The sequence below is a fragment of the Kushneria phosphatilytica genome, from assembly GCF_008247605.1.
GTDB classification, from domain to species: Bacteria; Pseudomonadota; Gammaproteobacteria; order Pseudomonadales; family Halomonadaceae; genus Kushneria; species Kushneria phosphatilytica.
The window spans coordinates 2,050,652-2,063,305 of record NZ_CP043420.1 but is presented as its reverse complement, the minus strand read 5'-3'; the positions used below and the strand labels follow the sequence as shown (position 1 = coordinate 2,063,305).

The following is a 12,654-nucleotide window of genomic DNA, read 5'->3' as shown; positions in this document are numbered from 1 at the left end:
GAAGTGTCAGATGGCATTCAATGTGTCATGAGCCTGCGTAACGGTTCACGGACTGCAGGCGAACAGATGGCCAGATAGCGGTCGAGCAGTTCATCGGGAAGATGATGAATGGCCGTCAGGGGAGTATTGCGTACAAGGGTGATTTCGTTGCTGGACATGACGATCTCTCCTCCGTGAGCGATGCGTGATGCAACCCTTCAACGAGCCGATCTGCGATATGAAGAGCGTTCTCTGTACAAGAGTAGTAAAGGAATGGCAGCCAAGCTGCGGTTTTCCACCCTTGAGCTGATGCGGCACAACGGGAAGGCACTTTCATGATCGAACGCTGGAAGAGCTGGTCGTCATTGACCAGTATCGAACTCGGGCAACTGGTGAATGACGATAGCGTAGCGGTACTGCCCATGGCAGCCATCGAGCAGCATGGGGCGCACCTGCCGCTCTCCACGGATGTCGATATCACCGAAGGGATTCTGCATGCCGCGCTGGAAAAGCTGTCGCCCGGCAGCGGCCCGGTATTGCAACTGCCCACCATGACCGTCGCGCTGAGTCCCGAGCACAACCGTTTTCCGGGAACTTTGAGTCTGACACCGGAAGTGGCGATGAGCTGGATCGAGTCCCTGGGGGAAAGTGTTGCGCGTACCGGTATTCGACGCCTCGTCATGTTCAATGGACATGGTGGGAACCGGGCCCTGATGGATATGGCAGCGTTGCGTTTGCGCGAGTTGCATGAGTTGCTGGTGGTGAAGGTCACTTATCCACGTTTTACCCCACCGACGGGTTGGCTTCCGGAAGAAGAGTTGCGGTTCGGCCTGCATGGTGGGGCCGTGGAGACAGCCATGATGCTTCATCTGCATCCCGAGCAGGTACGCGTTGAGGCCATGAGCAACGCGCCATCGCTGGGATTGCGGCGTCATCAGGCAGGGCAGTCGCTGGGCCCGGAAGGGCCGGCCGGGTTTGCCTGGATGGCGGAAGATCTGAATTCCGAGGGCGTCACCGGGGATGCCACCCTGGCAAACGCGGCACTGGGAGAGCGGCTGGTGAGGCACTTTGCCGAGCGGACGGTCGAGGTACTGCAACAGACTCGTGAATTCGATCTGGCCAGTCTGGCGCTACATCGGAAAGGGTAGAGGCCGGCGCCAGTCCTGATCGACTGGCGCGCGCATCCTGTTATTTCGAGGCGGCTCTGGAGAAGGTGGCGGATCCGGTTTCTTCCTGTTCATCCAGGACTTCATCCAGCAGATGACCGGCGCGGTGCGCCTTGGCAGTCAGGTAACGATGATTCTGATTGGTCAGTCGACCATAAATTCCCTGGCGATTGACGACTTCGATACCCCCCTGGTTCATGGCAGCCAGCTTGGCCGGATTGTTGGTCAGAAGCTGAATGCGACGGATGCCAAGTTCGATAAGGATATCCAGGGCCATGGCGTAGTGGCGCTCGTCTTCACCGAATCCGAGTACCTGATCGGCATCGATGGTGTCCAGCCCTTCATCCTGCATGGCGTAAGCACGAAGCTTGTTGGCCAGACCGATGCCGCGGCCCTCCTGCGCAAGATAGAGCAGTACACCGCCGCCCATGCGCTGGATCGAGTCAACGCCATTGCGCAGTTGCTCGCCACAGTCGCAGCGCAGACTGCCGAACAGATCGCCGGTCAGACAGGCCGAATGCAGTCGAACCGGTACAGCCTGGTCCCATTGCTCGGGATCGCCGATTACCACGGCAATGTGCTCACGTAGTCCATCCGGCTCGCGAAAGAGAATAAAGCGGGTCCTTTCGGCTTCGACCAGAGGGATTTCAGCTTCACTGATACGACCGAGTAATCCCACCGTACTGTTCTGACAGGCTCTGGCGCTCTCGGCTGATACTGCGAGCAGCTCACCTTCGGCAATCAATTGCTCGATTCGCTCACTTTGTTCGGGGTCGATGCGGGCCGTGATGGCAGCAGGAATCAGAAGGGCGCGGCGCATCATGGCCAGCGCCGCTTCATCGGCCATTGTCAGCGCTTGCCAGGTATCGCCATCGACACCCCTGGCGTAACGCGATGCGGCGAGCAGGGTCAGGGTGTCGCTGTCACTCACACCCTCGATTCTCAAGCGCCCGCCGCGAGTGCCCCGATCATCGTTAAAGTTGTGCCCCATGGCTGCCAATCGATGTGCAGTCAGCACCAAGCCCGGGGTACATCCGGCTGTTTGTGTCAGCTTGCGCAGCTGTTCATCACCGATCCCTTCAATAGGATGAACCAGGGTATCACCGGCCTCGTCGCGTAACAGCACAGGCAATCCCCGGCGTATATCGAATATCGCTCTTTCTACCTGACGCATGGCTCTCTCCTTGATCCTGTCATCACTGGGCCCTGTTGCGAGCGCGCCCGGAGCCAGCCTTCCGGCATTTCCGCCGAGCGGATGCTTATAGGGTATGCAGCGTCGATCTTCAGTGCGTGACTTCCTGTCTGATGTGCAGTGGATAGCGGTGTCGCCAGGGTGTTTTACGGGCTGCCGGGCCTTCCTGGCGCTGTCTGAAGCAGGGCAGGGTTGTCGATATCAGCGGCTGGCGGCATGCTGCCGGAACCGATACCGATACAGCTGCCTGGAGATCTTCATGCCACTTCTTCCGCTGTCCGAGGCGCAGGCCTGGCAGATACTGCGTGAAGCCGCGACGATGGACTGGGCAATACAATCGAGCTGGCTCTGCACGGCTACCGGTGTGACGTTGTATGTCAACGGTGACTGGCAGTGTGCCGGTCCTGTCAGTGAAGTGGCACAAGCACTGCTGAATCGTCTGGCACCCTGTGTCTGCATCTCTCGTCCCTTTACCCTGGCACAGCTGGGCCAGAGTCTTGATGGCCGTATCGCGACCGCATCGGGCGCCTCGCACTATGTCACCGGACAGGAGAGCCTGGTCCATCTTCATCGGCTTCGGGCTCTGGTGGACGCCGTAGTGGTAGGGGCTGGTACTGTAGCAGCCGATGATCCCCGGTTGACGGTACGCCATGTCGAGGGTCATAACCCTTTGCGTGTCGTGCTCGACCCGCGCGCCCGATTGTCGGCACAGCACCGTCTGTTTCATGATGCCGAGGCACCGGTACTGTATCTGAGTGGTTGTCGTCCGCCTGCCGGTCTGGGTAGCCATGTCGAAACGGCACTGATCCGGGTCGATGAAATCGGTGTGGAGCCGAGTCAGATTCTCGACCACTTGCATGAGCGAGGCTGTTTTCGCGTGTTGGTAGAAGGGGGTGGCATCACCATCTCGCGTTTCATGGCCGCAGGAGTGCTCGATCGGCTGCATACCGTGGTAGCGCCGATGCTGATCGGCTCCGGTCGACCGTCGCTGACCCTGCCCGAAATCGAGACACTTGAAGATGCCCGCCGACCGCCATGCAGAGTGCACCAGCTGGGGAGTGATGTCCTCTTTGACCTGCTGCTTGCCAGAACCGGATGAACGTACCATTGAATCAGCCACGGCAGTCTCCCTGAATCAACGCCTGTGAAGAATGACCTTCCGCAGTCATCGGTTTGGAGCGAATCAGCAGGACCAGAGCCCCCGGCAGGGTACTCAACAGCGTCACAACGCCGTAGGCGATCGAGAGTGTTACGCCTTGTTCCGGTGGCAGGGCGGCCAATGACCACACCAGTGCAGCTGCGCCTTCGCGAATGCCCCAGCCAGCGACGGAGAGCGGAATCGCCATCGCCATCAATACCAGTGCAGTCAGCGGTATGAGTGTATGGATTGCCAACGGTAGTGCCAGGGCACGCGCCGTACAGCAGAACACCGCGATATAGGTGGTGACGACCAGCAGGGAACTGAGCAACTGGCGCCACCACAGCCCGGGGGCTCCCCAGCTGCGGCGGATATCCTGTTGCAGCTGATGCATCCACTTCGGCGGATGTCGATGCAGCAGGGCCACCATGGTGGTTAACAGGATCAATGACAGCAGGGTCAGTGCCAGACGCCAGGACAGTGGATACTCATTGAGTATCAACAGACTATTGGCCCCTCGAGTCATCAGGGGCTGGAGTGGGGCAGAGAGTAAAACAGCCAGCAGGGCAATCAGCAGCAGAGCCAACTGGCCGGAAGCACGTTCGATGATGACGGCGCGTAGCGCTCTGCCGCGATAGGTCGTCCCATGCCCCCCATTGTTGTTTGCAGTAACATCCCTGCTGCCGTGTCGCCAGGCACGAGCTGCATCGCCGGCAACGCCGCCGGGAAGCAACTGATTGAGAAATCCCGCCAACCAGTATTCACTGACAGCGCGGCGCAGCGTCAATGTCAGCCCCAACTGGCGCGCCGTCAGCTGCCAGCGCCAGGCAGAAAGCAGCATCTGGGGGATGACCAGTAAGAACGCCAGCAATAACCATCCCGGAGAAAGACGCTCCAGTGTTGCCAGCATTCGCCCGGGGTCCAGCCAGACAAACAATCCGCCCACCAGCGTTAAACTGATCAGCCAGCGCAGCCGAGTGGCAAGCGAGGCACCAGCTTTCATATGCCGCTCTCCGGAGGCAGGGCAAGCAGATCGATATGGCCAATACGGGCACTGAGCTGTTCGTCGTCAAGGCGTTGGATATGTCGGAGATACCAGTCCTCGATCATGGTTTCTTCTTTTGGTAATTGCTCCTGCAGCGCCGTACGCCAACCACCAAGCAGCTGACGCAGTAGCGCTCGATCGGCAGGGCTGTCGGCCTTTAGTTGCCAATCGCTGCGGGCAGTGGTGACCTGGTAGCTGCACGCTTCGAACAGGATTTTTGCCCTGTCAGGCCCCTGACTGCCCAGCGCCTTGCCGAAGCCCTTGTCACGCTGTTGATGCTGATGCAGCGCCTCGAGCAATCGCCGATCAGGTGGCTCTTCATAACGGCGCTGTTGATCATCAAACAGCTCGATCACGCCATCAATGCTTAGTGTCAGCAGTGCGGCCGCTTCATGTTGGTGGCAACACTCGACCAGCTGTTCAAGCCAGTGGGCGGATACAAGATCAATGAGCGCTGAGGCGCTGATCAGATCGGCTCGTTCGATATCCAGCGCTGCGGGCTGCTTCAGATCGGCCTGACGCCTGGTAACGCTGATGGCGCGCTGGCTATTGTCGACCAGCTGCGAACAACGCTGACTGGTACGTTCAAGCAACTCACCATCATGATCCATCAATAGCCACTGTTGTGGGCCGGGCAAGCGTGACGTCAGATAGCGTGGATTGCTGCCATGTCCACAGCCCAGATCAACCATCTGCAGCGGGCCCAATAAGCCTGACCGCTGTTGCAGCCAGCGAACCAATGGTTCATGCAATGCTGTGGCCCGGGCGGCATGGTCTGCATGCTCACGCAAATCCAGCCATCCTTCGGCAAAAATGCTACCCGGCAGACGACTCTCGGGCGGAGATGAACCGGTGTCGGAACCGAAGCCTTGATAGTGGGCACTGGGCAACACCATGGCACTCTCCTGTATGAAATAGGTTCAGATACCGAGGCGGTCAGGCGGGCTGATCAGCGCTTCAAGCGCTACATGAAACTGCTCGGCAGTCTCATTCCAGTCCGGTAGCCTGCTACGTGCCTGCCGGGCTCCCTGCGCCAGTTGTCGACGCTGTTCGCTGTCGTCGATGGCTTGAGCGAGTGCATGGGTCAGGGTCGCCGGATCATCGGGGGGCACAGCCAGGCCTGCCTCGGTTGGAAGCGTATCGGCCAGTGCTCCTCCGGTGGTCGTGACGATCGGCACACCGTGCGCCAGTGCTTCGTCGATGACCATGCCATAGCCTTCATAGCAGGAGGGCAGCACAAACAGGTCGGCCGCTTCCCAGAAAGGGGCCAGTTGCCGGGGGGCCAGGGCGCCATGAAGCGTCACTCGATCGCCAAGCCCGCGCGATTCGATGGCCTCCAGAACTGCCTTGTAACATGCCTTGTCGCGCTGCGTATCACCTACGAGATGACAGTGCCAGCTGCGATCGGCCAGCTCAGCCAGGGATTCAATTAACAGGGTATGGCGCTTGCGCGGAATGAGCGTCGCCACGCAGAGCAGATTGAGAGGGGCTTCGGGCGCACTGCCTTGCGCCAGCGGTGCAGGGTCAACACCTGGTCGTACGACCTGAATTGGTATATCCGCCATGCCGAGCATTTCAAGCCGACGAGCGGTAAAGTCGCTGGTAACAATGACACCGCGGGTGGCAGCCAGCGCCCGGCGTTCACTGTTCAACAGTGCACTTTGCTGCTCGGCCGAGAGTCCACTCTCATCCGTCAATGGATGGTGTAGCAGTGCCACCAGCGTCAGTCGCTGACAATGGCGCTCGATGATCTCGGGAAGTGCGCCCATGGCCAACCCATCAAGCACGACCGGTGTGTCGGGATCCTGTGCGGCCAGGGTGTGCTCCAGAGCGGCTGCGGCGGTCTCGTCGACATCCGGAAAATTACCTTCGAGACCGATCACTTCGACTCGACTGCCCAGCTCCTGCAGACCTTCGACCACACGGGCATCATAAATGTAGCCACCGGTCAGTTGCTCGGGCGAGCCGGCGACAATCAGCGTCATGTCGATACGGGCCGAGCTCACAATGCCCCCTCATAACTGGCCCAGGCAAGGTGGGATTCATGAAGCGTAACGCTCATCGCGGTCAGGCCACGTCCGGTTTCTCCCAGCTGCCCTTCGCCAATGGCCCGGGCCAGGCGTTTGAAGATGATACTGGCCATGAATTCGGTTGTGGTATTACGCCCTCGGAAGGCGTCGATCTCATCAAGATTGCGCATGTTGAATTCTCCCAGTACCTCACTGAGTACCTGTCCGGCCTGGGCGATATCGACAATCAGATCATCCTGGTCGAGTTCGGGGCGCTTGAAAGTGACATCAACCACATAAGTGGCGCCATGTAGTCGCTGTGCAGGGCCAAAGATCTCGCCGTGGAAACTGTGAGCGATCATCATGTGATCGCGAATGGTCAGACTGAACATGACGGCTCCGCTTGCAAGTGAATCGTGGACCCTGGTCAGTAGCAAACCCGATGACACAGGGTGCCGGGAGAGGCGGTAATACGTGCCATGGTTTCCGGCAGCCGAGTGAAAGGAGATTCGCCATCAATCAGGACCTCCAGCTCAGCATCGTCTCTCAATAGTCTCAGTGCCAGTGTCAGACGCCGTTTGAAGTCCCAGCGGCTTGCCTGGTGTGGTGGGATGGTCCCGACCTGACTTGCTCGTAGTGTCAGACGCTGAGAATGAAAGGCTTCACCGAGTGGTAGTGAGACAGGTTGCTGGCCGTACCAGCTCATCTCGATGATGCGTGCCTCCATACCGGCTGAGCGTAGTGCATTGATCAGGCCGGTATTGCTACCGCTGGCATGAATCAGAAGATCCTGATTCATGGGGGCATTATCCGGCGTGGCAAAGGGAATGTTCAACCGATCGGCTATCGGTTCCCGTGTGGGATCGATATCCACCAGCGTCACTTGCGTACCGGGTATCTGCTGACAAAGACGTGCCATCAGGGTACCTACTACACCACCGCCAATGATGGCGATACGATCTCCCGGTAGTGGCCCGGCATCCCATAGGCCATTGATGGCGGTCTCCATGTTGGAGGCCAGCACCGCCCGTTCCGGCGGTAACCCCTCGGGGAGTGGCGTCACTGCCGCTGCCGGTACTACATAGCGGTCCTGATGAGGATGAAGGCAAAAGACATTGCGATCGACCAGTGAGGCGGGGCCCTCGGTGACGCGCCCTACACTGGTATAGCCATACTTGACCGGCCAGGGGAATTCGCCGGACTGAAAGGGCGCCTTCATGCGTTGATATTCGCTCTCCGGTACCCGGCCGTTGAACACCAGCGTTTCGGTCCCCCGACTGATGCCGCTGTAAAGTGTGGTCACGTGAACCTCATCCGAGCCGGGGAAAGTCAGCCCTTCAAGGCGCAACTCACCCTGCCCGGCGGCTATGGTCCAGAACGCTGTCGCGGTAGATACAGTCATGTTGCGTCCGTTGCCGAAGGTCTTCATCTTGTACAATACTGATACCATGATTGTATATGACAGTTGAGCGGCAGTGACAAGCCAGCTGACCTGACAGAACGCTTTCATTGGTAGCAAATGATTGATCATTCAGGTTCTGTAAAGACGCAGGGTGATCAGGAGGGGCCCATGAGCAATCCGCTACGAGGTCATGAAGCTTTCCTGATGGCACACAGACCATTATGGCGGGAGCTATTGATGGTCTGGGGTGTCATGGCGCTTGTCGTTACTTCGATGGTCGTGTGGCTCGAGCTGCCTGGCAGGCTGCTGCTGGCGGCTTCGGTTGGCTACGGGCTCATGGCGTTGCTGATCCTGTGGTATTGGCCGAATCAGCTTCGCGGCTTTGGTTGGGCCAATCGTCTCACGCTGTTACGCGGTAGCCTGATCATGGTCGTGGCCGGTGCCATATTGTTCGAAGAGCTGGTGGAACACCATCCATTGCTGGTGGCGGGACTGGTGCTGACAGCGCTGGTAATGGATGGCGTGGATGGATGGGCGGCGCGTCATCTTGGCGTCGCCTCTGCTTTCGGAGCTCGCTTCGATATGGAGCTGGACGCCTTTTTTATTCTGATGCTGTGCGTGCTGCTGATTGCTCAGGAAATGGCCGGGCCGTGGGTTGTACTGATTGGTGCGCTGCGCTATCTGTTTCTGCTGGCCATGCGCTATCAACCCTGGCTGGCGCGCGCTCTACCTGCCAGTTACAGACGCAAGGTACTTTGTGTCTGGCAGGTTTCAACACTGATGATCTGCCTGCTGCCCTGGATCAGGCCACCCTACAGTGAAGGTTTGCTGGGTTTATCTCTGCTACTGCTGGTAGGCTCTTTCGGCTATGACATTATCTGGCTGTACCGTCATCGCATATCAATGCCGGAAGATTCACCAGACAGGTTGCCGATGGAAAGTTCATCGAAACGCGGCAGTCGTTTGCCACTACCAATTCTTTTGCGGCACAGTGGCCATCGATTTGCGAACGCTCGCAAGGAGCGTTCGCATTGAAGGTCATGAGCTGTTCTGTTGGTGCAGATTCAGCTGCGGGATCGAGCTGCGGTCTTCATGCGGGCGTAGGTGCGCTGGTCTCGATCAACCCTTCGCTCTTGAGTGTTTCCCACAGCTCACCCGGGATCACCCTCTCCATCAGGGCCAGGTTTTCGCTGATACGTTCCGGCCGGCTGGCCCCTGGAATGACGCTGGCAACAGCCGGATGAGCATTGGAGAACTGCAGGGCAGCCGCACGAATATCGACGCCGAAGCGCTCACAGATGTCACGTAATCGCCGAGTTCGCTCGATCATTTCGGCGGGTGCCGGCTGATATTCGAAATGCTCGCCGCCGGCCAGCAGCCCTGAGTTGAAGGGGCCTCCCACCACAAGCCCGACGCCACGACGCTCGCATTCGGGCAGCAGATTTGTCAGGGCATTGGCATGATCGAGCAGGGTATAGCGCCCGGCCAACAGAAAGCCATCGGGATCTGCCTGTTCCAGTGTCATGGTGCAGGGCTCAACACGGTTGACGCCTAATCCCCACCCCTGAATGACACCTTCTTCGCGCAAGCGAGTGAGCGCCTTCGCAGCACCGTTCATGGCAGTGTCGAAGACCTTTTGCCATTCGGCGCCATGGGCGTCTTCGGCACAGTCATGAATCCAGACCAGGTCGATGCGATCGGTATTCAGGCGTTTGAGACTTTCCTCGATCGAGCGCAGCGTGGCCGATTCGGAGTAATCGAAAACGACCTTGTTGGGACGACCCTCGGAGAAGAGCCCCGATTTGGTTTCGGTCTCTTCCAGAATCAGTCGCCCTACCTTGGTAGAAAGCACATAGTGATCACGTGGTTCATCATGCAGCACCTCGCCAAGTCGGCTTTCAGCCAGGCCGGCGCCATACTGGGGCGCAGTATCGAAATAGCGCAGTCCCTGCTCCCAGGCGGTGCGTACGGTTTCGAATGCTTCACTGTCGGGGATATCGCGAAACATGTTGCCCAGTGGGGCACTGCCAAAACCGAAGGGACCGGGTAGTTGCAGGCGCATATGATTGCCTCCTGAGTCTTGTCGCGTCATATCGACGTGATGGTCATCGTGACATGTCCCGCTTTGCATGAAGCGGGAGTGCAATGAGACTCAGTATGGTTGACGTGCACAAATCGACAAGCGCGTGATTGGCGTCATCCCGCGAGAGCGGAGGCAGGGGCTTCGACCAGTGCCAGTGCATCATCGACCACTTCGATACCAGCGCCATCGCGATGTGCATTTTCCGAGAGATGCCGACGAAAGGCGCGGCCACCGCGACAACCACTGTACAGGCCGAGAATGTGGCGCGTGATGTGATTGAGCCGAACACCGGCTGCCAGTCGTTCCCTGATATAGGGGCGAAAGGCCAGCATGACGTCATCGCGTGTGCGAGGCGCATCAGCTTCACCGAATATGGCATGGTCGACACCCGCCAGCAGCCAGGGGTTCTGATAGGCTTCGCGACCGATCATGACGCTATCGACGTATGCCAGCTGTTCACGACACTCTTCCAGCGTCTTCAGTCCGCCATTGCTACCAATGTGCAGCTCCGGAAAGGCCTGCTTGAGGCGATGAATGCGCGGATAATTCAGTGGCGGTACATCTCGGTTCTGTTTTGGGGAAAGCCCCTGCAACCAGGCCTTGCGGGCATGAACGATAAAGGTGCGACAACCGGCAGCGGCCACGATTTCGACAAATCGAGTCAGATCCTGGTCTTCATCCTGATCATCGATACCGATGCGGCATTTGACGGTGACCGGGATCGATACTGCTGACTGCATGGCGGCCACGCATCGTGCCACCAACTCGGGCTGACCCATCAGGCAGGCGCCGATCAGGTTGTTCTGCACTCGATCGCTGGGGCAGCCAACGTTGAGATTGATTTCATCATATCCCCAGCTTTCGGCGATGGCTGCGCATTCGGCAAGCTCGACAGGATCACTGCCACCCAGCTGCAGGGCCAGCGGATGCTCGCTGTCGTGATAGCCGAGAAAGCGCTCACGTGGCGAGCCGTGCAGAATGGCACCGGTGGTTACCATCTCGGTATAAAGCAGCGCACGCCGCGTCAGACAGCGGGCGAAGACGCGCTGATCGCGGGTAGTCCAGTCCATCATGGGGGCAACGGCAAAGCGCCGTGCGCGATCGGCGATTGGCTGATCACTCTGCATGAGGGGCATGAGCTCCGAAGGGATACTGAGTCCAGGGCACAGGATAAGGGATTGGCGGCAAGGGTGCGACCTTGTCGCCTTTTCAGCTCAAGTCGTTCGCAAGATGCTTCTTTTCTGTCAACTGTAGTGGTGCCGCTGACGCCTGCGCTCTCTGCTTTTTGCAGAACGGCGCGAAAACAGTACGAGCAGCAGACACTGCAAGGGAATCAGCACCAGGGTGAAGATCGAGGCGTAATTCATGACGAAGATGGCCCGCCGCGAGCGTGCCATGCCTTCGACATACTCCAGCAGATACCCTTCGGAAAGGATATTGATGATCACGATTACCAGTATGGAGATCGCGACATTGAGGGCGCTGGCACGAGCCCAGCGTTTCAGCCGGCGCTCCTGTCTGGTGGAACGCACAAGCGTCATCATGATCGTCAATACCAGCGTGGTCAGACTCCAGAGGACCAACAGCGAGGCATTGCCGAAGAAGGTGATCATCCACTCGGTCAGTTCACTGTGGCCGGACAGGAAGCTCATATAATCGGACACGGCGTTCGGATTCCATCCCGGATTGAGGCACTCATTTTACACACATTAACCGAACCCGGACCATGGGCATCAGTAGAAAGTCTGGAAAAGTATGATTCGGCACAAATTTTATGCCCAGGGCCTCGAAATGATGAATGGCGAAGTTTTATTTCCAAGCCCTTCACCAGAGAGGTATCGAAGATATTCCCGGTTGCAACGCCTGAAAAGTGGTATCAGTGACAGACAGAAATGACCGTACAAGTGGCAAGGAAGTGCAGAAAGGTTCAGGAAAAAGCAGGGAAGGGACACTACCGTTCGGAAATTCTACCCGACCCATCGTGGTCGATGGAAATGGTGCCCGGAGCCTGCATCTTACGATGTCCGTTTGATGCGGGCTACGGGCATTTTTAGTGCTATCCGGTACACCAGCAGGTACAAAAAAAACAGAGCTTAACAGTTATCTTCCTCTTATTTTGCGGTAAGTGCTACGGCTCACAACGCTCGGCCGCCAACTCTTCGGTATCAACAGACGAAGCCCCAGGGCAATCGCGATCCATACGTACCAGTATTCGGACCATATAAAGCAGGTGGTCACGGTCGTGTAGAAGATCAGAAACTCTATCGCACGGCCGCAACCTTTGTTGGAGCTGCTTTTACTCATGGGCAAGCCGTTCAAGTCAGAGGCTGTCGTTCCCTAACATCAACTGCTCACTATACGCATAGATATCGGATAGGCGGAAGAGGCGGGCGGACCCACGGGCCGGGGAATCCTTGGCCCCGTCCGGGCAACGTGGATCGTCACGGCGTCGACGATCAAACTCTGACAGGCTCAGGCCGAGAATATGGGCCGCCTGCTGGCGGCCGATGCGAACGTAGTGCGGATCGAACTCGGTCATGCTACCCCCATGCAACGATTGAAGGTAATGCCGGACCCAGGGTAAGTGACCTCCGTGATCTCATGGTTCCTGAGCCGTTCCAGCAGGCCACACAGAACACT

At 58.2% G+C, this 12,654-nt stretch carries 14 protein-coding genes; 3 read left to right on the top strand and 11 right to left on the bottom strand.

Annotated features, from left to right (window positions below):
* Positions 1-17: 17 nt before the first annotated feature.
* A complete protein-coding gene (locus FY550_RS16885) occupies positions 18-158 on the bottom strand; it encodes a hypothetical protein (RefSeq protein ID WP_168169298.1) in 141 nt (46 codons plus the stop codon).
* Positions 159-314: 156 nt separating this feature from the next.
* Here FY550_RS16885 and FY550_RS09540 point away from each other — a divergent pair, with 156 nt between their 5' ends.
* On the top strand, positions 315-1,127 hold the full coding sequence (locus FY550_RS09540) for a creatininase family protein (protein WP_070977701.1): 813 nt from the start codon (positions 315-317) through the stop codon (positions 1,125-1,127).
* Positions 1,128-1,167: 40 nt separating this feature from the next.
* On the opposite strand, the gene ribA is transcribed toward FY550_RS09540, so the two are convergent.
* The gene (ribA, locus tag FY550_RS09535; protein WP_070977700.1) at positions 1,168-2,319 is read right to left on the bottom strand and encodes a GTP cyclohydrolase II RibA; all 1,152 of its coding nucleotides are present in this window, start codon (positions 2,317-2,319) and stop codon (positions 1,168-1,170) included.
* Between the two features lie 277 nt (positions 2,320-2,596).
* On the opposite strand from ribA, the gene FY550_RS09530 reads away from it, so the two are divergent.
* Positions 2,597-3,436 carry a RibD family protein gene (locus FY550_RS09530; RefSeq protein ID WP_070977699.1) on the top strand — a complete coding sequence of 280 codons (840 nt, stop codon included), beginning with the start codon at positions 2,597-2,599 and terminating at the stop codon, positions 3,434-3,436.
* A 13-nt stretch (positions 3,437-3,449) separates the two neighbouring features.
* Here FY550_RS09530 and FY550_RS09525 read toward each other — a convergent pair whose 3' ends face one another.
* From FY550_RS09525 to FY550_RS09505, 5 genes are read right to left on the bottom strand one after another with little or no spacing between them, the layout of a single operon-like run.
* A complete protein-coding gene (locus FY550_RS09525) occupies positions 3,450-4,478 on the bottom strand; it encodes a lysylphosphatidylglycerol synthase transmembrane domain-containing protein (RefSeq protein WP_070977698.1) in 1,029 nt (342 codons plus the stop codon).
* Positions 4,475-5,416, bottom strand: a complete 942-nt coding sequence (locus tag FY550_RS09520) for a class I SAM-dependent methyltransferase (RefSeq protein ID WP_070977697.1) — start codon at positions 5,414-5,416, stop codon at positions 4,475-4,477. Before FY550_RS09520 ends, FY550_RS09525 begins: the two co-directional genes overlap by 4 nt.
* Before the next feature lie 24 nt (positions 5,417-5,440).
* Positions 5,441-6,526, bottom strand: coding sequence for a glycosyltransferase family 4 protein (locus tag FY550_RS09515; RefSeq protein ID WP_233350191.1), 1,086 nt, complete (start codon positions 6,524-6,526; stop codon positions 5,441-5,443).
* The gene (locus FY550_RS09510; protein ID WP_070977696.1) at positions 6,523-6,921 is read right to left on the bottom strand and encodes a 6-pyruvoyl trahydropterin synthase family protein; all 399 of its coding nucleotides are present in this window, start codon (positions 6,919-6,921) and stop codon (positions 6,523-6,525) included. The genes FY550_RS09515 and FY550_RS09510 overlap by 4 nt, the downstream gene beginning before the upstream one ends.
* A 35-nt stretch (positions 6,922-6,956) precedes the next feature.
* A complete protein-coding gene (locus FY550_RS09505; RefSeq protein WP_070977904.1) occupies positions 6,957-7,931 on the bottom strand; it encodes a zinc-dependent alcohol dehydrogenase in 975 nt (324 codons plus the stop codon).
* Positions 7,932-8,099: 168 nt separating this feature from the next.
* On the opposite strand from FY550_RS09505, the gene FY550_RS09500 reads away from it, so the two are divergent.
* Positions 8,100-8,966, top strand: a complete 867-nt coding sequence (locus FY550_RS09500) for a CDP-alcohol phosphatidyltransferase family protein (RefSeq protein ID WP_070977695.1) — start codon at positions 8,100-8,102, stop codon at positions 8,964-8,966.
* A gap of 55 nt (positions 8,967-9,021) precedes the next feature.
* On the opposite strand, the gene FY550_RS09495 is transcribed toward FY550_RS09500, so the two are convergent.
* The 4 genes from FY550_RS09495 to FY550_RS09480 form a co-directional block, all read right to left on the bottom strand.
* Entirely contained in the window at positions 9,022-9,993 is a 972-nt protein-coding gene (locus FY550_RS09495; protein WP_070977694.1) for an aldo/keto reductase, read from the bottom strand.
* Positions 9,994-10,127: 134 nt separating this feature from the next.
* On the bottom strand, positions 10,128-11,150 hold the full coding sequence (gene dusA / locus FY550_RS09490; protein ID WP_407657366.1) for a tRNA dihydrouridine(20/20a) synthase DusA: 1,023 nt from the start codon (positions 11,148-11,150) through the stop codon (positions 10,128-10,130).
* Between the two features lie 108 nt (positions 11,151-11,258).
* Positions 11,259-11,678, bottom strand: coding sequence for a hypothetical protein (locus FY550_RS09485; RefSeq protein ID WP_070977692.1), 420 nt, complete (start codon positions 11,676-11,678; stop codon positions 11,259-11,261).
* Between the two features lie 656 nt (positions 11,679-12,334).
* Positions 12,335-12,553, bottom strand: a complete 219-nt coding sequence (locus tag FY550_RS09480; RefSeq protein ID WP_149054498.1) for a hypothetical protein — start codon at positions 12,551-12,553, stop codon at positions 12,335-12,337.
* Positions 12,554-12,654 lie beyond the last annotated feature (101 nt).

Bases quoted from the DNA above. Each gene is read 5' to 3' on its own strand.
- FY550_RS09525 (WP_070977698.1), bottom strand. From the start codon at position 4,478: ATGAAAGCTGGTGCCTCGCTTGCCACTCGGCTGCGCTGGCTGATCAGT.
- dusA (WP_407657366.1), bottom strand. From the start codon at position 11,150: ATGCCCCTCATGCAGAGTGATCAGCCAATCGCCGATCGCGCACGGCGC.
- FY550_RS09505 (WP_070977904.1), bottom strand. From the start codon at position 7,931: ATGACTGTATCTACCGCGACAGCGTTCTGGACCATAGCCGCCGGGCAG.
- FY550_RS09480 (WP_149054498.1), bottom strand. From the start codon at position 12,553: ATGACCGAGTTCGATCCGCACTACGTTCGCATCGGCCGCCAGCAGGCG.
- FY550_RS09510 (WP_070977696.1), bottom strand. From the start codon at position 6,921: ATGTTCAGTCTGACCATTCGCGATCACATGATGATCGCTCACAGTTTC.
- FY550_RS09540 (WP_070977701.1), top strand. From the start codon at position 315: ATGATCGAACGCTGGAAGAGCTGGTCGTCATTGACCAGTATCGAACTC.
- FY550_RS09495 (WP_070977694.1), bottom strand. From the start codon at position 9,993: ATGCGCCTGCAACTACCCGGTCCCTTCGGTTTTGGCAGTGCCCCACTG.
- FY550_RS09530 (WP_070977699.1), top strand. From the start codon at position 2,597: ATGCCACTTCTTCCGCTGTCCGAGGCGCAGGCCTGGCAGATACTGCGT.
- FY550_RS09500 (WP_070977695.1), top strand. From the start codon at position 8,100: ATGAGCAATCCGCTACGAGGTCATGAAGCTTTCCTGATGGCACACAGA.
- FY550_RS09520 (WP_070977697.1), bottom strand. From the start codon at position 5,416: ATGGTGTTGCCCAGTGCCCACTATCAAGGCTTCGGTTCCGACACCGGT.
- FY550_RS16885 (WP_168169298.1), bottom strand. From the start codon at position 158: ATGTCCAGCAACGAAATCACCCTTGTACGCAATACTCCCCTGACGGCC.
- ribA (WP_070977700.1), bottom strand. From the start codon at position 2,319: ATGCGTCAGGTAGAAAGAGCGATATTCGATATACGCCGGGGATTGCCT.